The sequence below is a fragment of the Moraxella lacunata genome, assembly GCF_002027545.1.
Classification (GTDB): Bacteria; Pseudomonadota; Gammaproteobacteria; order Pseudomonadales; family Moraxellaceae; genus Moraxella; species Moraxella lacunata.
Window position 1 is genome coordinate 1 of sequence record NZ_MXAN01000022.1, and the last position, 24760, is coordinate 24760.

The window sequence follows — 24760 nt, forward strand, 5'->3', positions numbered from 1 at the left end:
TACAGTTGCTACTGTCATTGGTGTATTTTGAAGTTAAATGATTATTCTTAAAAATTATCTTAAAAATATCTGAATTTAACCCATTCAATTTTTAAAACCCAACAACCATTATAAAGTTTTTGTTTTAAACAACAATTAAGCCCTAAGTATTTTTTATAAATTTTTATGGTAAAATGGTAACGTTTTGTAATTAAATCTCTTTCCAAACTAAAAATAAACCCTTATAAATACTAGGGTTAAAGTTTTTAAAAAACCCATAAAAATCTAGGTTGGAAAGAAGTCTATTAATAACGTCCTTCATTTATCCCTACCCCACACACCGATAGCACCAAATCGGTCAGTAGTTGCCACACATCTTTATCACTCACGCCCTTGATTGCCCTATCAATGTCATAGACGCTGGATAGCCACTGCCCACCCTGCCCGCACAGTCGCCGTGCCGTCTGCTCGTAGGTGTATGCCTTGCTCTGCCAAATACCCAACTCGCTTGGGACTTTGCCTGCCTGAATTTGTAAAATCAGCCGTACATCTTTGGCAACTGCCCACAGTACAATGCTTGGGGCGGTTTCGGTGCGTTTTAGGTGGTGCAAGATAGCAAGGCTTTTTTGAGCGTTGCCCGCAAGCATGGTATCCGACAGATGAAACACGGTAAAATCCGCCCCATCCACCAGCGACCACTCCAACTCGTCCACGCCAATCATCTGTCCGTGTGTGCATAAAAAGGACGTCCGCCACAGGGTCTGATATGCCGACAACAGATGATGTTCGGTATGCGATAGGAGCATTTGCCACGCATCAGGGCTTAGGATTAGCCCAAGCTCTTGGGCTTTGGCGGTCAAGATGTCGGTACGTACCGACTCATTATAGACATTGCCGTCAATGATAAGCCCTTGATTGTCAAAAAGCTTTATGGCTTTGGTGGATAGTGATTTTTTGTCTTGCTTTGGCAGGCACCAGATGAGATGATTATGACTATGTCCGCCTGCCACGTCATCGGCAAAGGCACTTAGGCGTGCGATTGCCTTAGTATCTGGCTTATGATTGCCTGTAACAATCAAGGCGGTACTGTCGCCAAACAGTGACAAGTCATTTAGCTCGGCGACCACGTCCAGCCATGATTTGGTGGACGTCAGCTCCATACGTTTGATGAACTGACTGTTCGCCGACCATTGGGGGCGACAGGCGTCAATGAGCCATTGGTGTAGCAGTGGCTCATCACTGTGCATAACCCACAGCCCCTGTGTGGGCGTGGTGTTGTCGTTTTTGAGATGATGAAAAAGCGGTAAAAATCGCTGTTGCACGGTCTGCTCGCTTAGCGTGCCATGGCTCGGTAACGCTCGGCAATGCGTTCGCCTAGCTGGTCATAGAGCCAGCCCCTACTCTCTTCGCCCTGCTGGTCAAGCGTTACCACACTCGCTTCATTATATTGATAGCTTTGCTCCACTTGCATGGGGGTGGTGATGGTTTTTCCGCCAACGGTGATTTCGACGTCCGCACTTAACACCAGACGAATCTCGGTCAAGATACCGACCAACTCATAGCGGCGAAACCGCAAATTATCCACACGGATTTGATTAGTGCTAAGTCCTGTGTTTAGGTGCATAAGCTCCAAATGCTTGGTCATGGCTCGTTTTAGATGCAAGTTTTCTTGACTATCGTCAAGGCTTAACTGCACGGTCTGATAAACAGGGGCAATCTGTAAGCTCTCGTCTGTCCCACGCAAGGCAAATCCACACCCCGATAGGGTTAGGGTAGATAATACGGCTAATGCTAATACTGGGGCGGTTAAAAATTTTGACATGGTTGTCCTTTATTATATTAAATCACTTCATATCAAATCACTTCACGAAATACTCCACCCAAAACCCACCCAATAAATCGCAGCTGCCAAAATCACCGCCGTAATCACACTTGCGATATTACTCACGACAGGCGGGGCAATGCTGGTTTGGGTGGTGTTTTCATCACGCACGGCATTCTCGCTTTCTGCTTTTAAATAGCCCAGTCGCAACACGGCATGAATGACAACAAATACGGCAATGACCGCCCAATGAATTTGCAAAAATCCCACGACCAAATTGGCTAAAACAGCAATGTTAGATAATAGGCTAAACAGTTTGGTTTTTGGCATAATGTAAAAGAGTTAATGAATGATTTTAAATAACATTGGTTTATTTTATCAACGTTGATTGGCGTGTTTACTGAATGCGTAGGGGCAATTTATTCGCCCTGTGATAATTTCACGCATTTATTTAATTAAATGGTTTAAATGGCATTGCTTATCAGTAAATTTGAATAATTTGTAGGGATAAATCACATTTGCCCTGTCAATGTCTTGGCTTTTGGACGAATTGCAATTCGCCCCTACAATGGCTAACTTTTAAAATTTACCTTGATTTAACAATGCCAAATTTATTAAACAACCACACTCACCAATTTATTTGGCACCACAATCACTTTTTTAGGCTCGCCTGTGATGAATTTGGCAACGCTTTCATGCGATAGAACCAGTTGTTTAATGGTGTCGTTGTCCGTGCCTGTCGGTACGTCAATCTCGCCACGCACTTTGCCGTTTACTTGCACCGCCATGACAATGCTGTCGCTCACCAGTGCCGATTTGTCAAGTGTGGGGAAAGCAAGCTTGCGACTGTCAAAACCAAACACTTCTAGCAAATGCTCGCCAACGTGCGGAGCGTATAGCGATAGGATTGTCAAAAGCGTGATAATCGCTTCATGACGCACCGCCAAATCGCCACTGTCCGCCACGTTAAATGCCCCAATGTCATTGGCAAGCTCCATAAGAGACGATACAGGCGTGTTCAAGGCTAAATGCTCGCCCAGTGCGGTGTCAATTCTAGCAATGGTCTCATGGGTCTTACGGCGTAGGGCTTTGGCGGATTTGGATAGGCTGTGGTTTGCCACGTCTAGGGCGGATTTATCCACATCAGCAATTGCACTCAAATGCTCATCGGCAAGTCGCCATACTTTTTTGACAAAATTATAAGGACCTTTTAGGGCAGAATCCGACCATTCTAGCGTTTGGTCAGCAGGGGCGGTAAACATGGTGTACAGTCGTACTGTATCCGCTCCGTATTCGCCCATAATGGTCTGTGGGTCTACGCCATTGTTTTTGGACTTAGACATTTTTTCAATTTTGCCAATGGTAACAGGCTCGCCGTCCGCTATCAGCACCGCTTCATTGCCACGCACTTCAACTTCATGGGGGAAATAGTAAGTCGTTGAGCCGTCTGCATTGCTCCGATAAAACGTCCCTGCCAGCACCATGCCCTGAGCGAGCAAGCACTCAAACGGCTCACTACCGCCAACCAAGCCTTCATCACGCATGACTTTATGGAAAAAGCGGGCGTACAATAGGTGCAAAATGGCGTGTTCAATACCGCCCACATATTGATTGACCGACAGCCATTTGTCCGCACCTTGTCTGCCGATCATTTGGGTGTCATCGTGTGGCGTGGTAAAGCGTTGGGCGTACCAGCTACTCTCCACAAAGGTGTCAAAGGTATCGGTCTCACGCTCGGCAGGTTGCCCGCATTTTGGGCAGGTGCAGTTGACAAACTCTGGGATTGATTTTAAGGGATTACCACGACCGTCAGGCACGACATCGGTAGGTAGCACCACAGGCAAATCGCTCTCAGGCACAGGCACCGTTCCGCAGTACTGACAGTTAATCATCGGAATCGGACAGCCCCAGTAGCGTTGGCGGGACACGCCCCAATCACGCAGGCGGTATTGAATGGTGGCGTTTGCCTTATCGCCCACGACTTCTAGGATTTTGGCGGTAGCGGTGTCTTTACCCATGCCGTCAAGTACGCCAGAGTTTACGCATACGCCATTTTTGTCGCCATACCAGTCTTGCCATGCGTCTGTACTGTATTCTTTGCCTTTAAATTCAATGACTTGTTTGATTGGTAAATCATACTTTTTGGCAAATTCAAAATCACGCTCATCATGAGCAGGCACGCCCATGACCGCCCCCGAGCCGTAGCTCATGAGAACGTAGTTGGCAACCCAAATCGCCACATCTTCGCCCGTTACAGGGTGTTTGGCAAATAGCCCTGTATCCATGCCCACTTTTTCGGCTTTGGCAAGCTCACTTTCGGCAACCGAGCCTTGTTTGCACAACCTGCAAAATTCAGCGATTTTTTCGTTTTGGCGAGACGCATATTGGGCAAGCGGATGCTCTGCCGATACCGCAAGATAGCTTACGCCCATGATTGTATCGGGGCGAGTAGTAAAGACGGTAAGTTTGTCCGCTTGTCCGTCTAGCTCATAGGTAAAATCCAGCTCCATGCCATGACTTTTGCCAATCCAGTTTTGTTGCATGGTTAGGACTTGTTTTGGCCATTTGTTTTCTAAGAGTTTTAAATCATCAAGCAGTTCGTCCGCATAGTCCGTGATTTTAAAATAATACATCGGAATATCACGTTTTTCGACCAACGCCCCCGAACGCCAGCCACGACCGTCCACAACTTGTTCATTGGCAAGGACGGTGTTATCCACAGGGTCCCAGTTTACGGTAGATAACTTTTTATATACCAAGCCTTTTTTGTAAAGCTGTAAAAATAGCCATTGCTCCCATTTATAGTACTCAGGATTGCAAGTGGCGAACTCACGAGACCAGTCAATGGAAAGACCTAGCGATTTTAGTTGCCCACGCATATGCTCGATATTGGACATCGTCCACGCATGGGGGGCAACCTCGTTGTCAATGGCGGCGTTTTCGGCAGGCAAGCCAAAAGCGTCCCAGCCCATCGGCTGCATGACATCATAACCCTTTTGGCGGTAGTAGCGAGATAATACGTCCGTAATGGCATAATTGCGAACATGCCCCATGTGTAGCTTACCGCTTGGATAGGGGAACATGGAGAGCATATAGCGGGTGGGTTTGCCGTGGTCATTATTATCTGTGTGGTAACGGTTATCGGCTTGCCATTTGGCTTGCTGGGCTTGTTCAATGGCTTTAAAGTTGTAATCGTTTAGGCTCATGATAGGCTAACTCAAAAATAAAAAATTTAACACGCTATTATAGCCGATTTTTGTTATAATTTGCCAATATTTTGTAAAGCGAGACACCCCCATGACGACCATTTATGGCATAAAAAACTGCAACACCATGAAAAAAGCGTTTGATTTTTTAAATCAAAACGGCATAACGTATGAATTTTTTGATTATAAAAAGTCGGTACTAAGCCAAGATGACTTTGCCAAGTTTGTGGCAACCTTTGGCGAAAAAGTCATCAACAAACAAGGCACAACCTACCGAAAGCTAGACGACACCGCCAAAACCGTGCTAACAGGTGGCGACATATCCGCCATGTATGAGATAGTCAAGGACAACCTTAGCGTACTAAAACGCCCGATAGTCGTGGGCGATGACGTGGCACTTATCGGCTTTGATGAGCATGAATGGGGTGGGGTGTTTGGGGTGTAGTGGTTTAAATTTGGTTTGTTAATCAATCACGCCTTTGGGTAGATTATAGAGGTAGATCACATTTGCCCTGTAATAAAGTGTTGATTTTTGGGCGAATGTAATTCGCCCCTATAATCTAAAAAATAACCACCCAACAATCATAAATTACCACTTTAAATTAAGATTGGGCGTTATGTATTTTTAGATAACACTTTATAGATAGCCGTCTATGCACAATAGGATTAATCATTTCTTTTAACGCATGAATACCATCAAAAAATCCTTGTTTGACATACGTTAATTCCCATACATCATTACTTATAAAATTAAATTTGATTGTATCATTCTCAATGGTTATACCAGTGAAAAAATCTGTATGATACGCCAATCCCAACCACAAACCATCCATAATCAATGAATTTTTAATGTCAATCAAATAAACACTCAACGTTTCTTCAAAGGGACAATCATGGGTTGCAAACAAAATAAACTTATCCACATCTACTTGTACAACATCTCTTAGGTGGCATTCATCAATAAATATACCAATGGGTTGGTCATTGACCAAGATTTGTGATTTAGATTCTTTATGATTATCACCGTCATTTATTAATTGAGCGGTAATGTGATACACAATTTTCATAACCCATAAATCTCTTACAGTCAATAAATGGTAGTTTTCCCAAGCCAATCTTGATAATCAGACGAATAAACTGCCTTTATGTATTTTAATTTTAAAACTATTTTAATTTTATAAAAAGTATTTTTAATAAAATCAGAAAAATTTAAAATCACTTTAACCCAACCTTATCATTTATCATCTCTCTCTTTATTTCCCACTTCCTTCGGCTTTACCGTCCCATTAGTTGCCTTTTTTCTAAACGGTCGATTATAAAACGGCTTAAACACCTTTTTATAAAATAGAGTAGCGACAATAAGCCCAAAAGCAAACGCCCACAGACTTGTCAGCCACAAGATAAATTCTAAGAAATACAGCCAACCTGTGCCAATACTTTGGACAAAGCGATGACCAAAATTCGCCCGCTCGTCTTTGGCGATGTATGCCTGTGTGTCGGGCATGACCGATTCAAAAATTTGCGGATTTTGATAAAAGGCAAGTGTTATCGTGCTAAACGCCACTTGCTCGGCAAGAGCCTTGCGGTCAAGCTCGGCAAGGGTTTGGCGGTATTTTGAATCTGTCATCTCGCCCACATGAGCCGATTTGTCCGCCAAATCATCTGTTTTGGTGGCGTTAAGCTCGCCCAGTTTGGCTTGGCGTTCGGCTTCTATTTGGGCGTGTAGGGCGTTACGCTGTAAGTCTAGGGCAACATCGGTGGCGTTAAATTCTTGACCGTCCAAAAACACCACTTGTCCTTGTACCCCCTTCAAAAACTCGCCCGCATTTGCCTTGGGGATACGCACCGTCATCATGCCATGACGCACAAAATGGGTCAGCACCTTTAACTGCTCACCCCCAATCGGATAGCGGTGCGTGTCGGTGATGTTGTTATAAATCTTGGACGTTTGGATATATCCGCCCGTTTGTAGGGTTAGGCTCTCCAATTGGTCTTTGGTGGCAACCACGTCTTTGACGGCAAAATTTACATCCGCCTTGATGATAAAGGCTTTGTTTGCCAAATGAACCTGCTCGCCTTGGGTGGTGGTTTGGCTGTCAAGGGTAGGATTATCAGGGTTTGGGCTATTGGGGTTTGAGTTGTCAAGATTTGAATCGCTTACGTCCGCATTGGTAACGTCTGCCATATCCACACTTGCCACATCAGAGCTTGCCGATTGATGAGACATCTCGCCGCCATGGGGCTGTGGGGAGCAGGCGGACAATAAAGCGATAAAGACGATAAGGGCAAGGGATTTTTGCATGGGGATTTCCAAACGGGTTTGGGTTAATATAAATGATTATTCTTTTTAAAGCAAGTTTTACGCATAAAAAAGACGGTGCTAGACCGCCTTTAAAATTTAACCATTAGTTTCTCGCAAAATCTGCGTACCCACGCCTTCTTCGGTAAAGATTTCAAGCAAACAAGCGTGTGGTACTCGCCCGTCCACAATGGTTGCACTTCTAAGCCCTGCCCTGACAGCATCCAACGCCCCTGCAATCTTGGGTATCATGCCCCCACCTATCGTACCATCAGCGATGAGATTGTCCACGTCTGTGGGTGATAGGCTCGTCAGCACGTTGCCGTCTTTGTCTAGCACGCCTTTGATGTTAGTGAGCAGAAGCAGGCGTTCGGCATTTAAAAACTCTGCCACACGGCTCGCCACTAGGTCGGCATTGATGTTATAGGTCTCACCATTTTCATCCACACCTAGTGGGGCGATGACAGGGATAAAGTCGCTATGGATAAGCATATTGATGACATCTGTATTGACGTGGGCGACTTCTCCGACAAAACCCAAATCAATGGCATTACCGTCCTTATCGGTCATGGTAAGTTTGGTCGCTCTGATGAGATTGGCATCTTTGCCTGTCAAGCCAATCGCCTGTCCGCCGTGTTTGTTGATAAGATTAACGATAGATTTATTCACGCTACCACCCAGCACCATCTCCACCACGTCCATCGTGGCTTTGTCGGTAACTCTCATGCCGTCTATGCGGTCAGACTCACGCCCAAGTTCATTCATGAGATTATCCACCTGTGGGCCCCCGCCATGCACCACCACAGGGTGAATGCCAACGGTTTTTAAAAGGACAATATCACGGGCAAAGGAGCTTTCTAATACAGGGTTGGTCATGGCATTACCGCCATATTTGACGACGATGAGCTTATCTTTATAACGTTGGATATAAGGCAAAGCAGTTGTGATGACTTCTGATGTGTGTTTGGCTTCGTCTAGGGTTAGGGATTTGTGTTGCATAAATTTTTCCTTTAAAATTTAAAATGGGTTAAAATTTTGACAATTATTTAAAATCAATCACTTAACCCCAGAGCTACCAAACCCACCTGCCCCACGTTCGCTGTCATCGCTAAACTCATCGACAATCTCAAAGCTTGGACGTACCACAGGCACCACCATGTATTGAGCCATGCGTTCGGCAGGATTTAGGGTAAAATCGGTGTCGCTTCTGTTCCACACCGACACCATCAGCTCGCCTTGATAGTCAGCATCAATCAAGCCCACTAGGTTGCCAAGCACAATGCCATGCTTATGCCCAAGCCCTGAACGTGGCAAAATAATCCCTGCAAAATTAGGGTCTTTGATGTATATTGCAAGCCCCGTGCCGATGAGTTTGGTTTCGCCTGCATGGATAACCACAGGTTCATCAATACATGCCCTTAGGTCTATGCCTGCCGAGCCGTCTGTGGCACGAGTAGGCAAAGGAAAATTAGGGTCGGAGCCGATTTTTGGGTTTAGGAGTTTGACTTGGACGGATTGCATAAGATTACCTTTTTAAATAACTCAATTTCATCAATGATTGGCTAATTTTAAGCAACTGCCCCCAAAAAAGCAATGCCAAAGCCCAAAAAGCATTTTATTTTGCTAAATTTTAAAAATTTCATAAAAAACACTTGACGTATCAAAATTTCCCTGTATAATACGCACCACATTTAGTGATAAGGGTCGTTAGCTCAGTTGGTAGAGCAGTTGACTTTTAATCAATTGGTCGCAGGTTCGAATCCTGCACGACCCACCATTATCCTAGATGACCGAATAAGCCTTGTGCTTAACGGGTCGTTAGCTCAGTTGGTAGAGCAGTTGACTTTTAATCAATTGGTCGCAGGTTCGAATCCTGCACGACCCACCATTCCCCAATAGCTCAGTCGGTAGAGCATCGGACTGTTAATCCGTGTGTCCCTGGTTCGAGCCCAGGTTGGGGAGCCATATTTAAAAACCCTTTTCTGTTTTGGAAAAGGGTTTTTTATTGCTTGAATGTCATTTACTGGCTTGATTTTTTATTTTTTGAAAGCATATAAGCCTTGTTTATCATTTTTCATTCAAAAGGAAAACCCATTTGAGCCTAACTCGCACTCTCAATTTTGAGCTGACCCCCTTTGAGCTTCGCACCCTACTTGGCGAATACAACACACACCTAAAATACCTACAAGACCGCCTTGATATTGCCATTATCAATCGTGGCAATGACTTTATGCTGACAGGCGATTTGACCCAAGTGGAGCGTGGCGAATATGTGCTGGGCGAGCTTTATGAGCTTGCCAAAAAATCAGACGACATCACCCCAGAAGACTTGCACCTACTAATACAAGCAAGCCTTGCCCGAAATCCACAAACTACCCAAACGCACACGCCTGTCAGCCTATCGACTCGCAAGGGCAAAATCACACCAAAAGGACACAACCAAGCCGAATATGTGCGTAACATCCTGCTATCCGACATCTCGTTTGGCGTAGGGCCTGCTGGTACGGGCAAGACCTACCTTGCCGTGGCGGTGGCGGTGGATATGTTAGAGCGTGGCGAGATTGAGCGGATTTTGCTTGTCCGCCCTGCCGTGGAAGCGGGCGAAAAATTAGGCTTTTTGCCAGGGGATTTGACCCAAAAAATTGACCCCTATTTACGTCCCCTGTATGATGCCTTATATGAAATGCTTGGCTTTGAAAAGGTGGGTAAGCTCCTAGAACGCCAAATCATCGAAGTTGCCCCGCTTGCCTATATGCGTGGGCGGACGCTCAATAACTCATTTGTGATACTGGATGAAGCCCAAAACACCACGCCTGAGCAGATGAAAATGTTTTTGACACGGCTAGGCTTTGGGAGTCGTGCGGTCATCACAGGCGACACGTCTCAGGTGGATTTGCCCCGTGGTCATAAGTCGGGACTGTCTCAGGCTCTCAAAATTTTGGCAAATATTGATGACATTCACATCACGCAGTTTAGCAGTAAAGATGTCGTGCGACATCATCTGGTGCAAAAAATCATTGATGCCTATGACGCTCATGACGTGGTGGAGAATCAGATTGAGAGCGAGCGAGCCAAAATCCGCAAAAAACAACGTCAAGAACAAGAGCTAAACCGCACGTTAAACGCCTTGTCCTTTTTAAATAGCATAAAAGACGACAAAAGCGGTCAAGGTGGCAAGGACGGCAATGATGAATGAGATAACGCTCAGTTTTGCCGATGATGTGGCAGGTCTCGCTGAGTTGCCAATTTATAATGAAATAAAAATTACAGAGATTTTTAATCATGCCTTAACGGTGATGAATGACAAAATCACGCACGGTTTGGCGTTGCCCTATTATCCATTTGATGAACTACCTGCTCAAAACTGGATAGATTTGCCAAAATCTTTGGATATTTATGTCTGTGGCACAGACGAGGGGCGTGAGCTCAACCTTGACGCTCGGGGCAAAGACTACGCCACCAACATTTTATCCTACCCAAGCGACATACCGAGCGATGTCTGTCAAATGATGAATAATATACCACTGGGCGAGCTGGTGATTTGTCATGAGGTCGTGGTGCGTGAAGCAGATGAGCAAGGCAAAACGGTGGACGAGCATTTGACGCACCTAATCGTACATGGTGTATTGCACTTACTCGGCTTTGATCATGAGCTTGGGCAGGAGAAGCAGGACGAGATGGAGGGCTTTGAGATTGAGATTTTGAGTGGGCTAGGTCTCAATAACCCTTATGAGTGATGTCATTTTAGGTATCATCAACTTCTTTACGTCCGCCCTAGCAGGGATTACAGGGCTTGGCGGTGGGACGATTTTGCTTGGGTTTATACCCATGTTTTTGCCTGCGTCCACCATTATCCCCATTCATGGCACCACCTAACTGGCAAGCAACGTTAGCCGTGTGTGGTTTGGTCGGCGTGATTTGGATTTTACTCATTTTCGTCCGTTTGTCATCGGAGCGGTGGTGGGTGTGGCGTTTTTTGGGATGGCAGTAAAATTTGTCAGATTAGACTTAATCCCCCTATTTATCGCCATTTATATCTTACTTACTCAGTGGTCAAGCACGGTCAATCGCCTATTAAAGAGCTTTGAGAGTTTTTATCTCATCGGCTTTTTACAAACAGGCATTGGGTTATTTGTCGGAGCCCCCGGCCCGTTGCACCTACCCCTACTCATGAAAAAATACGACAACAATGACGTGGTCGTCACGGTCGGCTCGCTCATGATGTCGTTGGTACACGTCCTAAAACTTGCGGTCTATGTCGCTTTGGGGTTTGCGTTTTTTGACTATTGGCAAGTGATTGTACTTATGGTAGTGTCCGCCTCCTTTGGCTCATGGGCAGGGGTCAAACTGCGTAACCGTTTGCCTATGGCATGGGTGAGAACTGTCTTACCGTGGCTACTTACTGTCATCGCCTTAAAAATCATCTATGATAATGCGGTGAAATTTGGGTGGATTGGGGTGGTGTTTTAAAACACGCCCATCTTTGAACACACTCATCAACCCAACCAACTCATCAATCACATCCATCCAAGACACTCGTCAACAAAACCTAGCACGACCCCCAAAATCATGCTAAAATAGGGCGATTTTATTTCACAACAACTTGGAAAACCACTATGGCTCATCAAGATGTCCCTGCACAGGACAAAACCCAAGACACCGCTTTTTTATCCGAAGCGGATGCTCAGCGTTTGCAATTTGAACAAAACGCCCTACACTACCACGAACACCCCCGCCCCGGCAAAATCTCTGTCACCCCCACCAAACAAATCGCCAACCAACGAGACCTAGCCCTTGCCTACTCCCCTGGTGTGGCAGTACCTTGCCTTGAAATCGAAAAAAACCCCAAACTTGCCGCCAAATACACCGCTCGCTCCAACCTAGTGGGTGTGATTACCAACGGTACTGCGGTACTTGGGCTTGGTAACATCGGTGCGTTGGCGTCCAAGCCTGTCATGGAAGGTAAAGGCGTACTGTTTAAGAAGTTCGCTGGCATTGACGTGTTTGACATTGAGATTAATGAAACCGACCCTGATAAGTTCATCGAGACGGTAGCAAGCCTAGAACCAACCTTTGGTGGGATTAACCTAGAAGACATCAAAGCCCCAGAATGCTTTAAAATCGAGCGTGAACTGCGTGAACGCATGAACATTCCTGTGTTCCATGATGACCAGCATGGCACCGCCATCATCTCAGCAGCCGCTCTGCTAAACGCTCTACAACTAAACGGCAAAAATATCGGCGAGATTACGCTTGTCTGCTCAGGGGCAGGGGCTGCCGCCATCTCTTGTCTTGACTTAGTAGTGGCATTGGGCGTACGTAAAGAGAACATCTATGTACTAGATTCAAAAGGCGTGATTACCACAAGCCGTGAAAACCTAGACGAATCCAAAGCCCGTTTTGCTCGTGATACCGACAAGACTACTTTGGCGGAAGTAATGGTGAACGCCGATGTCTTCCTAGGTCTATCGGGGCCGGGCGTGGTTACGCAGGATATGGTACGCTCAATGGCAAAAGACCCGATTATCTTTGCCCTTGCCAACCCCACCCCTGAGATTATGCCAGAGCTTGCTCATGCGGTGCGTTCGGACGTGATTATGGCAACGGGTCGCTCAGACTACCCCAACCAAGTCAATAACGCCCTATGTTTCCCTTATATTTTCCGTGGAGCATTGGACGTTGGGGCGACTGTGGTCAATGAAGAGATGAAACTGGCCTGCGTGCACGCCATCGCTGCCATGGCACATACTGAAGCCACGCCATCGATAGACAGTCAAAAGGACGAAACCGGCAAGAGCTTTGGACGTGAGTACCTAATCCCTGGTCCTTTGGAGCCAAATCTTATCTTAGAGATTGCCCCTGCCGTTGCCAAGGCTGCTATGGATACAGGCGTGGCAACCTTGCCGATTGCCGATTTTGATGCCTATCGGCAAAGACTGTCCGAGTTCGTCTATAACACCGCCCTTGCCATGAAGCCCATCTTCAACAAGGCAAAAACCAATCCCAAACGCATTGTCTATGCCGAAGGTGAAGACATCAACGTGTTGCGTGCGGTGCAAGTGGTGGTGGACGAGCAAATCGCCAAGCCCATCCTTATCGGTCGCCCTGCCGTCATCAACCAAGAAATCGACAATCTGGGCTTACGTCTGGCTGATGGTCAAAACATCACCATCATCGACCCCAACAACAACCCCCACTACGACAGATATGCCGAACATCACTACGTCACCAATCAGCGTAATGGTGTTAGCTTGGAGCTGGCTCGCCGTGATGTTCGCCGTAAAACCACACTTATCGGCTCACTCATGGTCGAGCTTGGCGATGCGGACGGCTTGATTTGTGGTACGTTTGGCTTCTATCACTTACACTTAAAATACCTAAATCAAGTCATCGGCAAAAAAGACGGCATTGCCAACTTCTACGCCATGAGTGCTGTACTCATGCAAAACCGCAACCTGTTCATCGCTGATACCTACATCAACGAAGACCCAACCGCCGAAGAGCTTGCCGAGATGACCATTTTGGCAGCCCAAGCGGTGCGTCGTTTTGGCATCACACCAAAAGTCGCCCTACTGTCGCATTCTAACTTTGGGGCATCAGACCGTGCTTCTGCTCTCAAAATGCGTCAAGTACACGACATCTTGACCGAGATGAACGTGGACTTTGAGTTTGATGGCGAAATGCACGGCGACATCGCCCTAGATGAGCGTATGCGTCAGCACAGCTATCCATTTAGCACGCTAAAAGGCTCGGCAAACCTACTTATCATGCCAACGCTTGACAGTGCCAACATCGCCTTTAACCTGCTAAAAACCGCCACAGGCTCGGCCGCCCTAGGGCCTATCCTGCTCGGTGCGGACAAGCCGGTGCATATCTTGACACCTTCTGCGACCGCTCGCCGTATCGTCAACATGACCGCCCTATCGGTATCGGACGCTCAGGACATGGCGAAATAAGCCTGCCAAAACCCAAAAAAGCACTCATCAGGGTGCTTTTTTTATTGGTTAATTTACGCTACAATGACCCAAATTTATCGGAAAAATTTACCATGCAAGTATATTTGATCGGTGGGGCGGTGCGTGATATGCTCCTATCTCGCCCTATCAAAGACAAAGATTTTATGGTGGTCGGGGCAACAACTGCCGACCTACTCGCCCAAGGCTTTGCCCAAGTTGGGGCGGATTTTCCTGTGTTTTTGCACCCGCACACCCATGCCGAGTACGCCCTTGCCCGCACCGAACGCAAAAACGGCAAGGGCTATCAAGGTTTTGCTGTACAGACGGACGGGGTGAGCCTACAAGACGACCTAGCACGCCGAGACTTAACGATAAACGCCCTTGCCATAGAAGTCGGTGGGCTGTTTGACGACACGCCACGCACAGGGCAGGTGGTGGACTTTTATGGCGGTCAAAATGACTTAAAAAACAAGCTCTTACGCCATGTGTCGCCTGCATTTAGCGAAGACCCGCTTCGTGTGTTGCGAGTGGCTCGGTTTTATGCCCGCTTTTATGAGCTGGGTTTTACGGTTGCCCCCGATACCGCCTGCCTTATGCAAGCCATTGCTGAGCGTGGCGAATTATCGCACCTAAGCCGTGAGCGGATTTGGACGGAATGCGTGAAGGCTTTTGATGAGCCGTGTGCGTTTGCGTTTTTTAAGTTGTTATTTGACTTAGATATTTTAAAACAAATTCTACCCGAACTAAACACCATTTGGCAAGATAACACCATTCGCCAAATCACATTTGATAAATTAAAAACCGCCCATGATAAGCCATTGCATATCAAATTTGCCATTTTAACTTATGGATTTTTGGATAATAAAAATGAATTATCAACATTGTGCGAGCGGTTATTAACGCCCAAAGTCATCACGCAATTTGCTCAATTATTTATCACGCATTTTAATGAATTAACCGATTATCAAAATATCCCTGCCGATAAATTATTAAATTTAATAGAAAGCACCAAAGCCCAAAAAGACAGCAAGCTATTATTTGATTTAATTGATACGGTAGAAATCATAAACGATAAAACAATCAATCGTGAATTTTTTAATCACGCCATTAGTCTTTATCAATCGGTAACGATTAACGATATTGATAAATCATTAAAAGGCAAACAAATTGGCGATGAGCTGGCACGGTTACGCCTTTTAAAATTAAACGAATTTTTAAAAAAGGAACTTCCATGAAAAAAGTCGCCCTCATCACAGGCGGAGCAAAACGCATTGGCAAGGCAATCGTCCAAGCCTTTCACAGTCATGGCTTTAACGTCATCATTCATTATCATCATAGCCAAACAGACGCTCAATATCTGGCAGATGAATTAAATGCCATTTGTGATAATAGTGCTAAAATCATTCAAGCAGATTTAAATATCATCAATGATAAAAATACACTAGCAGATTTTAAAAATCATGCCCTAGATTTATTTGGGCGGATTGATGTTTTGGTGCATAATGCGTCAAGTTTTTATCCCAGTGATATGAATGATGATTTTGATAAATGGCAACAAGATTGGGATGATTTATTTTTGACCAATGCCAAAACCCCGTTATTTTTAAGTCATGCTTTTAAAGATGAGCTTATCACAAATCATGGGGCGATTATTAGCCTACTTGATATTCACGCACGAGATAAACCCTTTGTCGGTTATCCCATTTATAACATGGCAAAATCGGCACATTTGGGCATGGTGCAGTCGCTTGCATTGGAGCTTGCCCCGAACGTGCGGGTCAATGGCGTCTCCCCCGGTGTGAATATTTTTCCAGAAGATAATAAAAACAACGAATTAAACGACCATACCAAAGACGAGCTAACAAATTCCGTCCCTTTACAAAAAATCGGTACGCCCAATGACATCGCCCAAGCGGTGCTATTTTTGGCAACTACTCCTTATATCACAGGGCAGATTTTAGCGGTGGACGGTGGGCGAAGCTTGACGTTAAGGGGTGGATAAAAAAGTGGCTAGCAAATGAAAAATCTAAAACAGCAAAAACCCACCATAAGGCGGGTTTTTGTGGGGTGTGATACAAACAGTACAACTTAGAATCTGTATTCTAGACCTGCACCGATGCCAAAGCCAGTATTTTTAGAGCTATCGTATAGGTTATTGTTGATGGTAACATTTTTACGTTCGCTGTTGACATAGCCAGTGTAGATGTGACCTGTGGTGGCTTTATTAAAGGCATATTTACCGCCAACACCGACACCCATTGACTTATTATCAAAACCAGCGACATTTTTAATCAAAGCCACTTGACCATAGGCTGTCCATGGGGTGGCGGTTTTCATTTCACCACTGACGATAAGGGTGTTTTCTTTTTTGCTGTTTCTTGTGTCAAATTTAGAAATTTGATATAAAGCACCCGCCGTTAATGTTGGCGAGACAGCATAGTTACCAGATAGGCGTAAGTGGTTGTTTTTGCCATAACCAATGTAAGAGGCACCCACATTCATAGGACCTGTGCTATAAGTAGCACCGATGCCATATTGGTCTTTATCAGCAATACCACCGACATCAGTATCTGAATCAAAAGCATACATGGCCAAGAACTGAGCACCGTTACGTTCAGGTGATACATAAGCAAAGGCGTTATTAGCACGTGGGGCACTAAACGTAGGACCGATATCGCCCACGTTAGAACCTTCCAACACGCTGGCAAAATCAACATTATCATCAATGGTGGTTAAGCGACCAGCCAATAATGTGCCGTATTGTTTATGAGCAAGACCTAGGTAAGTATCACGAGCATAGAACTGATCTTTTTTAACTTTTTTATCCCCAAAAATAGGTTCGTATTGTACTTGACCATTATTATCTAATACAACATTACCAGACTGATATTTAGGTCTGACACCGACCACTTGACTAACAGTATCATCGCCACTATCAATATTAATGCCGTATTCAAGCTGATAAACCACATCAATATCGGCGGTCAATGCTTCTGAGCCTCTTAGACCAATGCGTGAGCTGTTTGAATTAAGACCGCTTTCATTGGTGTCTTCTTTGGTCTGTACAATGCCTGACTTATAAGTTGTCTCAGCATTGCTGGCATCAACGGTCAAATACGCTTTACCGTAAACGGTGGGTGCTGCGTTAGCAGCAGATACGGACAGAGCAGCAACGGCTGACGCTAAAAGTAGTTTTTTCATGGGTTTCTCCACTGACATTTTTAGTGATGGGGCTGCTGTACGCTTGCACCCAGTGTGATAAACCATCAATCGCTTAACAGCTTATCACGGCTTTTTTAAGTTATTTCCAATATGGGTATTTCATCATAGTTTCATGACGTATTTATGACAATTTTTGCAATCTTTAATAAAACATCATTAAATCATACATCAAGTGCAACAAATAAATCAAAACAGCATAAATCCCATACCGTGTGTATAGAATACCAATTTTGTCATATTTTGCAACACCTTTTATCACAAAAATTCATATTTTTTTTGTATTTTTTTAAAATATATATATTTATCAATAACTTAAAATGTTTCTGTTTTCCAAAAATTTTGTAAACATTGAGAGTGATTTTTAATTATACTTATAAATTTAACCGACTTCTTTTGGATGACTGTATTTCGTCATCATTTTAGGCGTGAGATAAACATGAGATAAGTATAAAAATAAACAATTTATACGGCAAAATGACTGAGTAGACCGCCAAACAGATGATGCCAATAAATAATATCAATATTATCAAATCGCTGTTTTTTTGGGTAAAAATCCCCACATCATATTATCGCCAGCTTGATAAAATCATGATAAAATAGCCACTGCTTTTTGATTTATTACGATGCCATGACCGACATACTGTCCGAAGATGACCTGCACGCCATCGCAAGCCGTGCCAAAGCCAAAACCGACATTAGCCACATTCATGCGTTTTTGGGGGCAAAAACCAGCGATAAATGGCTTGCCGTCGCCAAAGATAATCTCCCCCTGCTCATGCAAGACCACGCCAACTGCGAGAAAAAGGCGGCAGGGACGGCGATGAATTTGATTTTTCGTTATGAGTTTCACAGAGATTTGCAAGAAAAACTTGCCCAGCTGGTGCGTGAAGAGATGCTTCACTATGAGCAAGTGCTAGAACTCATGAAAGAGCGTGGCATTGCATGGTCGCACCTGCCTGCAGGGCGATACGCCAAGGGACTATTAAAGCACAAACGCACGTGGGAGCCTGCGGGCATGATAGACGTGTTGATTATCGGGGCGTTCATCGAGGCTCGCTCATGTGAACGATTCTCAGCATTGGCGGATGTCATCAATGATGAAAAGCTATCAAAGTATTATAAATACCTGCTTAAATCCGAAAGTCGTCATTATGAAGACTACCTTGCCCTCGCCCAGTCGGTGTCAGATGAACCGATAGATGAGCGAGTGGCGTTTTTCCGAGCGGTGGAAGCCGAGCTGATAGACAGCCCTGATGGGGAGTTACGCTTTCATAGTGGCGTGCCTGACTTTGTTTAAAATTTATCCAAGCAAGCCATCATCGTATTTATCAATCATCGGATTTTAAATTTTAGCGTGTGTGGTGCTTGTAATTTGGGCAGGCAGACGCATATTATGGCTTTATTCTTTGGCTTTTGCCTTGGTTTTAACTTTAAGTGATTGATGACTTAAAGTTAAACGTATTTATTTTATCATCTTATATTTGGAAATATCATGACCACTCATCACAAACTCATCATTTTGGGTTCAGGACCAGCAGGCTACTCAGCGGGGGTGTACGCCGCCCGAGCCAACCTAAACCCCGTCATCATCACAGGACTACAAGTGGGCGGACAGCTCACCACCACCACCGAGATTGACAACTGGACAGGCGGAAAAGAAGGCTTAACAGGGGGTGAACTCATGGATAACATGAAAGAACATGCCGAGCGTTTTGGGACGCAGCTCATCTATGACCACATTCACACCGCCGACCTACAAAACCACCCCTTTACCCTAACAGGCGACAACGGCACTTATACCTGTGACGCTCTTATCATCGCCACAGGGGCGACCGCCCAATATCTAGGCTTGGAGAGTGAAACGACATTTATGGGACGTGGTGTGTCAGCGTGTGCCACCTGTGACGGCTTTTTTTATAAAAACCAAAAAGTAGTCGTCATCGGTGGGGGCAACACCGCCGTAGAAGAAGCCCTATATCTATCCAACATCGCAAGCCACGTTACCCTAATCCACCGCCGTGATAGTTTGCGTGCCGAGAAAATCATGCAAGACCAACTCTTTGAAAAAGTCAAAAACGGCAACATCACGATAGAGTGGAACAGCAGTGTCAAAGAAGTCGTGGGCGATGACATGGGCGTAACAGGCGTGGTTATCCAAAACACAGACGGCACAACCAAACAAATCGATGCCATGGGTATGTTTGTCGCTATCGGGCATAAGCCCAACACCGCCATTTTTGACGGTCAGCTTGCCATGAAAGACGGCTATATCGTGGTAAAAAGCGGACTGGACGGCAACGCCACCGCCACCAGTATGGAAGGTGTATTTGCTTGTGGGGATGTAGCAGACCACATCTACCGCCAAGCGATTACATCAGCAGGGACGGGCTGTATGGCAGCGTTGGATGCGGAGAAATACTTGGATGCAATGTGATTTTATCTAAGACAAACCGCTGATTTAGACAAAAAGCCCATTTAGAATTGTTTTCTAAATGGGCTTTTTGTCTGTTGATGGCAACCTTAACTTAAATGACAAAAAGACAAACCGCCTAGGCAATTTGTCTTTTTATGGTTAAAAACCTACATTAAATGCGTTTTATAAGGGCGAATGTGATTCGCCCCTACACGTCCAAATTTTAAAAGGATTTTAAAAATACCATTTTTGCTTATAAAACAGGTATTTATCTCATCGTAACAAACTCTTCGCTGCCTGTGGGATGAATGGCAATGGTGTTGTCAAAATCACGCTTGGTTACCCCCATTTTTATGGCAACTGCAAAGCCCTGAATCATCTCATCCACACCAAAGCCCACACCATGCAAGCCAACCACTTTTTCATCATCGCCCACACACACAAGTTTCATGCGACATGGTTCACGATGCGTGGTTACAGCAGAGTACATGGGTGTAAAGTTAGACTTGTAGACCTTGACATTGTCCGCCCCAAATTCGCGGATAGCAACTTTTTCACTGATGCCCACCGTACCAATGGGTGGATGGCTAAACACCACTGTGGCGATGTTTGAATAATCCAAATGCTCATCGGACTTATTGTTAAACAGTCGCTCGGAGAGTCTGCGACCTGCTGCCACCGCCACAGGAGTCAGCTCTATGCCACTTTCAATGATGTCACCCACCGCATAAATGCCGTCTACCGTGGTATTTTGGAATTTGTCCACGATGATTTGACCTTTGTTGTTGGTCGCCACACCTATCTCATCAAGACCAATGGCATCAGTTGCTGGCACTCGCCCTGTCGCCCAAATCAAGCACTCTACATTTAGGGTCTCACCATTGTCAAAATAAACGTTCAGACCGTCATTTTTCTCAATCTTAGTGGGATTTACGCCTGTGTGGAATGTAATGCCATCTTTGACCATGACATCGGTTAAGACCTCCACAATGTCTTCATCAAAATTTTTTAAAATACCACTACGTACACACAAATGTGTCTCCACGCCAAGTGCATTTAATACCCCTGCAATCTCAACACCAATATAGCCACCACCAACAATTGCCACCGATTTTGGCAACTCAGTCAAAGCAAAAATGCCATCTGAATCAATACCAAACTCCGCCCCCTCTATGTTTGGACGATATGGGCGACCGCCTGTGGCAATCAAAATATGGTCGGCGGTAATGATTTGGGTATCGCCATTGTCATGGCTGATTTCCACCGAATTTTTATCAAGAAATTTGGCAAAACCATTGATTAAGGTTACACCATTTTTCTTAAAGGTGTTTTTATAAGATTCATGAATGCGATTAATGTAGGCGGTGCGGTTTTTTACCAGTTTGGTAAAATCAAAGTCGTTTGCATCCAAATCAAAACCATAATCAGGGGCATAGTGATGAATGGTGTTTGCTATGTTCGCTGCGTACCACATCACTTTTTTTGGCACACAACCTGCGTTGACGCACGTTCCACCAACGTGCTTAGCTTCAATCACCGCAACTTTTTTACCATACATGGCAGCACGGTTGGCAGAACCGATACCGCCACTACCGCCACCGATGGTAATATAATCAAAATGTCTGGTCATAAGTTTTCTCCAAAAAAGGTTGAGTAATGTATCAATATAATGGGGACGATTTATGGGTTTTGGGAAAATGTTTGATAAAATTTTTTGATTGTTGATAGATGATTTTTTAATTGATTAAACTGATAAAATCCTGCTCGCCAATACTAACAGCGGTATGCGTGGCAATGCGACTGTCAAGCGATATAAAAACAGCGTGGTTGTATTTGGCAAGAGCTAGTAGATACGCATCGGTTAATTGCTTTGAGCCTTGAATGTGTTGCCAGTTGATAAGCTCATCTTGTAATAGGCTTATGTTGTCGGGGATGAAGATATGATGACTTTTGTCAATAAAAGTTGTTAGCTTCTCTTTAGTGTCTAAGATTTTAAAGCCATTTTCATAGCTAGGCAATAGACTTCTTTCCAAACCCTGATTTTTGTAGATTTTTAAAAACTTCAACCCCAATACTTACAAGGGTTTATTTTTAGTTTGGAAAGAGATTTAATGATAAAATCCGCATACAGCCATTTTGCGTAATCGGACAACTCGCCCAACGATTCCCTGCAATCAACCATTCGAATAACCAGCTTGTCGCAAGTGCGTGATGCTTATGTTTGTTATCCAACAAGGCAATCAATACATTAACATCAAGTAAGGCGATTTTAGATACCATGTTCTTCCCTTAGTTCATTGATGTATTTATCAGTAATTGTATGTGTGCCTGTGATAAATGGGCTTAGTCCAAGAAACTCATACATCTCATCAAGGTCTTTGCCTTGTTGCTCGGCAACCAACTTTTCTGCCATGGATGCAAGATAATCACTTGCCGACATATTTTGTTGCTTGGCAATTTGTACAAGTTGCGTCTCTACTTGTGGGGGGTAAGTCTAGGGTTATCATGGATGACTCCTTTTAAAAGATAAGCCATTGTAACACAATCAAAACCCAAAAAAAACCCCAATCCTAACCACGCTCATTTAGCACGCCCCGCCAACCGCTTGACGATATTCATCATCTGACCGACCACCACTTTATCCACGCGCCCGTCTCGCCCATAGCGGTGTTTGCGATACAAGCTCTTTAATTCATCAATATCTTCGGCATTATTTGGCGTTTTTAGACGGTCAAGCCAAGTCAGATAAGGCTCGCTCGCCCCCTTGCCCCATGCCTTATCCTGCTTGGCAAGCCCTGCCGAGAGCTTCACAAGTAGCACGTCCAGCCCATGATACTGTCGTCTGCGTCGGTACATCATCACACCCACAAATAAGACAGCAAGCACTCCCACGCCCCCGACCAATGTCCAAAACTGCTGAGCAAAACTTGTGATATTAAACCACTTAAAGAGCGAGTCTTTTTGCTCATCTTGGTCATAACCGACCACGTTTTTTTGCCAATAATAGCCCATCTGGTCAGAGTAGCGTCTCAATGTTTGTAGCATCTTAAACTGCTGATAGCTCCATTGCCCTGCCATCCCATCGCCAAACATGGACGCACCGCCAGAATCAGTCACGGCATTCATGCCCTGCTCCACACGGTCAGGCGAGACAAAGGCGGTCGGGTCAATACGCACCCAGCCCTGTCCATCAAACCACACTTCCGTCCATGCATGTGCGTCCATCTGACGCACTTCCCAGCTTTGCCCATCACGCCCAAGCTCACCGCCTTGATAGCCTGCCACCACCCGAGCAGGAATGCCTGCCGAACGCATTAAAAAGGTAAAACTGGATGCATAATGCTCACAAAACCCCGCCTTTGTCCCAAACAAAAACTCATCAATGCGGTCATCTCGCAACACAGGGGGCGAGAGCGTGTAACTAAATCCGCCCGTGGTGATGAAGTTTTGCACCGCTTGTACATAGCGGACAGGGTCGCCAGTCTGGGCGTAGAGCTCTCTGGCAAAGGCACGAGCCTGCTCATTACCGTCTTTTGGCAGACGCAGATTAATGTGTTTTTGGATATCAGTGAGTTCAATATCCACCTTGGGCTGACTAAAATAACTGGCACGATAGCGTTTTTGGGTGCTAATCGGGTAATAATGACGCAGGGTAAAATCGCCCGTCATGCCCATGCCACGCTCAGGGTGCAAACGTGGATAATCTAGAGCAAACAGCCAGTTTTGCTCGGTCGGCTCTAAGATGACCTGATAATGATGTTCCATGCCTTGATACGCACTCATCGCCCATGCTGGGGGCGTATCGCCATCTCGTGATGGCCAAAAATGGGGCGAAAACTCACTTTGTCGCCACGTCACCCCATCAAAATCACTAAACACCAATCCACGCCAATACATCTCATGGCGGTTTGGCATTTGTCCGTCAAATTCGGCACGAAACGCCAGTTCGGTCGATTGACTCAGATTAGAAAAATCCCCTGGTGACATACTGTCCGAAACGCCCGTCGTCGCTGATTTGCCCGCCATCGGCAGTGACCACATCGGGGGCAGACGGGGGAAGAACAAAAACAGCACCACAAGCAAGGGGATGGCAGGCAGGGTTATCATGCCTAACGCACGCAGTCGCCCCGAGCCATCGGCATTATCATCATCACTAATGGCGATAAAGCCCACCAATATCATCATGAGTGTCGGCAGTCCCACCATCGCCACACTCAAATCCTGTCGTATCAAAAAAGCCGACGCCAGTGTAAATAACGCAAGGTTTAACGCCACATAAGCGTCCCGCTTCTCATAGAGCTCCCACGCCTTTGCCACAAAGCACAGCACCAAAAAGCTGACCGCCACATCCACGCCAAACGCCTGCCCAAAGCTCACCCAAATCGCCACTGTACCACCCAAAAATAGTAGCACCTGTACCACTTGATAGATACGGCGTAGTCGCCCACCACTTAGGCGGTATAGGCGTGCCTTGATACTGGGTTTTTGCATGATGACACTGATGATGAGTGCGACCAGTAGCCACGCAGGAATGCCCATCGCATGGGGCAACACAAGCGACGCCATGGCAAGCAGTAGCCAGTGATAGGCAGGCAGGGCAAGGATTTTTTGCCAAAATTTTTGGGGGCTTGTGGTTAGGGTTTTTCTACCTTGACCAAAATCGTGAAAAGTGCTGTTCATGGTGTCTGTGTCGTGTGGTTTTGCTTGATAGATGATTTGGTAAAATTAGGCAGATACTAACCTTTTTGTTTACATCCAAGAAACTTTAAAATTACCACAAACGTAATGATGTTTGGGTGTAGGGGCGTGCTGTGCACGCCTATAAAAATTGGTGTGTTATCAAAGGACGTGCGGAGCCAGTCC

The 24760-nt window shown here is 45.3% G+C and carries 24 protein-coding genes and 3 tRNA genes; 13 read left to right on the forward strand and 14 right to left on the reverse strand.

All coding sequences use genetic code 11. The features are described 5' to 3' along the window. Positions 1-284: 284 nt before the first annotated feature. The 4 genes from holA to leuS form a co-directional block, all read right to left on the reverse strand. A complete protein-coding gene (holA, locus tag B5J94_RS04180; protein WP_062499806.1) occupies positions 285-1301 on the reverse strand; it encodes a DNA polymerase III subunit delta in 1017 nt (338 codons plus the stop codon). A gap of 11 nt (positions 1302-1312) precedes the next feature. Next, positions 1313-1801, reverse strand: a complete 489-nt coding sequence (locus B5J94_RS04185) for an LPS-assembly lipoprotein LptE (RefSeq protein ID WP_062499811.1) — start codon at positions 1799-1801, stop codon at positions 1313-1315. Between the two features lie 42 nt (positions 1802-1843). Then, on the reverse strand, positions 1844-2131 hold the full coding sequence (locus B5J94_RS04190; RefSeq protein WP_062499813.1) for a hypothetical protein: 288 nt from the start codon (positions 2129-2131) through the stop codon (positions 1844-1846). Positions 2132-2415: 284 nt separating this feature from the next. Further along, positions 2416-5007, reverse strand: a complete 2592-nt coding sequence (gene leuS / locus B5J94_RS04195) for a leucine--tRNA ligase (protein WP_062499816.1) — start codon at positions 5005-5007, stop codon at positions 2416-2418. A gap of 91 nt (positions 5008-5098) precedes the next feature. On the opposite strand from leuS, the gene B5J94_RS04200 reads away from it, so the two are divergent. Continuing rightward, entirely contained in the window at positions 5099-5452 is a 354-nt protein-coding gene (locus B5J94_RS04200) for a Spx/MgsR family RNA polymerase-binding regulatory protein (protein WP_062499818.1), read from the forward strand. Between the two features lie 157 nt (positions 5453-5609). Here the strand turns inward: B5J94_RS04200 and B5J94_RS04205 are convergent, their stop codons facing one another. The 4 genes from B5J94_RS04205 to dut all read right to left on the reverse strand — a co-directional run bounded on the left by B5J94_RS04205 (position 5610) and on the right by dut (position 8827). Then, positions 5610-6074, reverse strand: a complete 465-nt coding sequence (locus tag B5J94_RS04205; protein ID WP_062499820.1) for a hypothetical protein — start codon at positions 6072-6074, stop codon at positions 5610-5612. A 167-nt stretch (positions 6075-6241) separates the two neighbouring features. Continuing rightward, on the reverse strand, positions 6242-7309 hold the full coding sequence (locus B5J94_RS04210) for a DUF4349 domain-containing protein (RefSeq protein WP_062499822.1): 1068 nt from the start codon (positions 7307-7309) through the stop codon (positions 6242-6244). Between the two features lie 96 nt (positions 7310-7405). Further along, positions 7406-8305 (reverse strand): acetylglutamate kinase, encoded by a 900-nt coding sequence (argB, locus tag B5J94_RS04215; RefSeq protein ID WP_062499824.1) that lies wholly within the window; start codon positions 8303-8305, stop codon positions 7406-7408. Positions 8306-8362: 57 nt separating this feature from the next. After that, a complete protein-coding gene (gene dut / locus B5J94_RS04220; protein WP_062499826.1) occupies positions 8363-8827 on the reverse strand; it encodes a dUTP diphosphatase in 465 nt (154 codons plus the stop codon). A gap of 180 nt (positions 8828-9007) precedes the next feature. Between dut and B5J94_RS04225 the strand changes: the two genes are divergently transcribed. The 10 genes from B5J94_RS04225 to B5J94_RS04265 all read left to right on the forward strand — a co-directional run bounded on the left by B5J94_RS04225 (position 9008) and on the right by B5J94_RS04265 (position 16264). Next, positions 9008-9083, forward strand: a tRNA-Lys gene (locus tag B5J94_RS04225). 35 nt (positions 9084-9118) lie between these two features. After that, a tRNA-Lys gene (locus B5J94_RS04230) sits at positions 9119-9194 on the forward strand. A gap of 1 nt (position 9195) precedes the next feature. Continuing rightward, positions 9196-9271: transfer RNA gene (locus B5J94_RS04235), tRNA-Asn, on the forward strand. 130 nt (positions 9272-9401) lie between these two features. Then, positions 9402-10502, forward strand: coding sequence for a PhoH family protein (locus tag B5J94_RS04240; protein WP_062499327.1), 1101 nt, complete (start codon positions 9402-9404; stop codon positions 10500-10502). Beyond that, positions 10492-11043 carry an rRNA maturation RNase YbeY gene (gene ybeY / locus B5J94_RS04245; protein ID WP_062499326.1) on the forward strand — a complete coding sequence of 184 codons (552 nt, stop codon included), beginning with the start codon at positions 10492-10494 and terminating at the stop codon, positions 11041-11043. Before B5J94_RS04240 ends, ybeY begins: the two co-directional genes overlap by 11 nt. Beyond that, positions 11036-11182: a hypothetical protein gene (locus B5J94_RS14710; protein WP_228144520.1), complete on the forward strand. Its 147-nt coding sequence runs from the start codon at positions 11036-11038 to the stop codon at positions 11180-11182. The genes ybeY and B5J94_RS14710 overlap by 8 nt, the downstream gene beginning before the upstream one ends. After that, positions 11183-11776, forward strand: coding sequence for a sulfite exporter TauE/SafE family protein (locus B5J94_RS04250; RefSeq protein WP_228144522.1), 594 nt, complete (start codon positions 11183-11185; stop codon positions 11774-11776). 146 nt (positions 11777-11922) lie between these two features. Continuing rightward, positions 11923-14262, forward strand: coding sequence for an NADP-dependent malic enzyme (locus tag B5J94_RS04255; RefSeq protein WP_062499325.1), 2340 nt, complete (start codon positions 11923-11925; stop codon positions 14260-14262). Positions 14263-14354: 92 nt separating this feature from the next. Then, entirely contained in the window at positions 14355-15497 is a 1143-nt protein-coding gene (locus B5J94_RS04260; RefSeq protein WP_062499330.1) for a hypothetical protein, read from the forward strand. Then, positions 15494-16264: a pteridine reductase gene (locus tag B5J94_RS04265; RefSeq protein ID WP_062499324.1), complete on the forward strand. Its 771-nt coding sequence runs from the start codon at positions 15494-15496 to the stop codon at positions 16262-16264. The genes B5J94_RS04260 and B5J94_RS04265 overlap by 4 nt, the downstream gene beginning before the upstream one ends. A gap of 86 nt (positions 16265-16350) precedes the next feature. On the opposite strand, the gene B5J94_RS04270 is transcribed toward B5J94_RS04265, so the two are convergent. Continuing rightward, complete coding sequence (locus B5J94_RS04270) at positions 16351-17463, reverse strand: porin (protein ID WP_062499329.1); 1113 nt, start codon at positions 17461-17463, stop codon at positions 16351-16353. Positions 17464-18112: 649 nt separating this feature from the next. On the opposite strand from B5J94_RS04270, the gene miaE reads away from it, so the two are divergent. Further along, positions 18113-18781 (forward strand): tRNA-(ms[2]io[6]A)-hydroxylase, encoded by a 669-nt coding sequence (miaE, locus tag B5J94_RS04275; RefSeq protein WP_062499328.1) that lies wholly within the window; start codon positions 18113-18115, stop codon positions 18779-18781. Between the two features lie 195 nt (positions 18782-18976). Next, positions 18977-19918, forward strand: coding sequence for a thioredoxin-disulfide reductase (trxB, locus tag B5J94_RS04280; protein ID WP_062499323.1), 942 nt, complete (start codon positions 18977-18979; stop codon positions 19916-19918). Positions 19919-20165: 247 nt separating this feature from the next. On the opposite strand, the gene gorA is transcribed toward trxB, so the two are convergent. The 5 genes from gorA to B5J94_RS04300 all read right to left on the reverse strand — a co-directional run bounded on the left by gorA (position 20166) and on the right by B5J94_RS04300 (position 24577). After that, entirely contained in the window at positions 20166-21527 is a 1362-nt protein-coding gene (gene gorA, locus B5J94_RS04285; RefSeq protein ID WP_062499322.1) for a glutathione-disulfide reductase, read from the reverse strand. A 106-nt stretch (positions 21528-21633) separates the two neighbouring features. Next, a complete protein-coding gene (locus B5J94_RS04290; protein ID WP_079363951.1) occupies positions 21634-21963 on the reverse strand; it encodes a PIN domain-containing protein in 330 nt (109 codons plus the stop codon). A gap of 25 nt (positions 21964-21988) precedes the next feature. After that, positions 21989-22177, reverse strand: coding sequence for a PIN domain-containing protein (locus B5J94_RS04295; RefSeq protein ID WP_079363952.1), 189 nt, complete (start codon positions 22175-22177; stop codon positions 21989-21991). Further along, the gene (locus tag B5J94_RS14060) at positions 22167-22337 is read right to left on the reverse strand and encodes a hypothetical protein (RefSeq protein WP_156471061.1); all 171 of its coding nucleotides are present in this window, start codon (positions 22335-22337) and stop codon (positions 22167-22169) included. Before B5J94_RS14060 ends, B5J94_RS04295 begins: the two co-directional genes overlap by 11 nt. Before the next feature lie 140 nt (positions 22338-22477). Continuing rightward, complete coding sequence (locus B5J94_RS04300; RefSeq protein ID WP_062499681.1) at positions 22478-24577, reverse strand: transglutaminaseTgpA domain-containing protein; 2100 nt, start codon at positions 24575-24577, stop codon at positions 22478-22480. Positions 24578-24760: the final 183 nt, after the last annotated feature.

Coding starts and splice junctions, on each gene's coding strand:
- B5J94_RS14710 (WP_228144520.1), top strand. CDS start 11,036: ATGAGTGATGTCATTTTAGGTATCATCAACTTCTTTACGTCCGCCCTA.
- B5J94_RS04205 (WP_062499820.1), bottom strand. CDS start 6,074: ATGAAAATTGTGTATCACATTACCGCTCAATTAATAAATGACGGTGAT.
- miaE (WP_062499328.1), top strand. CDS start 18,113: ATGACCGACATACTGTCCGAAGATGACCTGCACGCCATCGCAAGCCGT.
- B5J94_RS04210 (WP_062499822.1), bottom strand. CDS start 7,309: ATGCAAAAATCCCTTGCCCTTATCGTCTTTATCGCTTTATTGTCCGCC.
- B5J94_RS04200 (WP_062499818.1), top strand. CDS start 5,099: ATGACGACCATTTATGGCATAAAAAACTGCAACACCATGAAAAAAGCG.
- B5J94_RS04255 (WP_062499325.1), top strand. CDS start 11,923: ATGGCTCATCAAGATGTCCCTGCACAGGACAAAACCCAAGACACCGCT.
- B5J94_RS04185 (WP_062499811.1), bottom strand. CDS start 1,801: ATGTCAAAATTTTTAACCGCCCCAGTATTAGCATTAGCCGTATTATCT.
- B5J94_RS04295 (WP_079363952.1), bottom strand. CDS start 22,177: ATGGTATCTAAAATCGCCTTACTTGATGTTAATGTATTGATTGCCTTG.
- argB (WP_062499824.1), bottom strand. CDS start 8,305: ATGCAACACAAATCCCTAACCCTAGACGAAGCCAAACACACATCAGAA.
- B5J94_RS04265 (WP_062499324.1), top strand. CDS start 15,494: ATGAAAAAAGTCGCCCTCATCACAGGCGGAGCAAAACGCATTGGCAAG.
- dut (WP_062499826.1), bottom strand. CDS start 8,827: ATGCAATCCGTCCAAGTCAAACTCCTAAACCCAAAAATCGGCTCCGAC.
- B5J94_RS04300 (WP_062499681.1), bottom strand. CDS start 24,577: ATGAACAGCACTTTTCACGATTTTGGTCAAGGTAGAAAAACCCTAACC.
- ybeY (WP_062499326.1), top strand. CDS start 10,492: ATGATGAATGAGATAACGCTCAGTTTTGCCGATGATGTGGCAGGTCTC.
- B5J94_RS04270 (WP_062499329.1), bottom strand. CDS start 17,463: ATGAAAAAACTACTTTTAGCGTCAGCCGTTGCTGCTCTGTCCGTATCT.
- B5J94_RS04260 (WP_062499330.1), top strand. CDS start 14,355: ATGCAAGTATATTTGATCGGTGGGGCGGTGCGTGATATGCTCCTATCT.
- trxB (WP_062499323.1), top strand. CDS start 18,977: ATGACCACTCATCACAAACTCATCATTTTGGGTTCAGGACCAGCAGGC.
- leuS (WP_062499816.1), bottom strand. CDS start 5,007: ATGAGCCTAAACGATTACAACTTTAAAGCCATTGAACAAGCCCAGCAA.
- B5J94_RS04190 (WP_062499813.1), bottom strand. CDS start 2,131: ATGCCAAAAACCAAACTGTTTAGCCTATTATCTAACATTGCTGTTTTA.
- B5J94_RS14060 (WP_156471061.1), bottom strand. CDS start 22,337: ATGTCGGCAAGTGATTATCTTGCATCCATGGCAGAAAAGTTGGTTGCC.
- gorA (WP_062499322.1), bottom strand. CDS start 21,527: ATGACCAGACATTTTGATTATATTACCATCGGTGGCGGTAGTGGCGGT.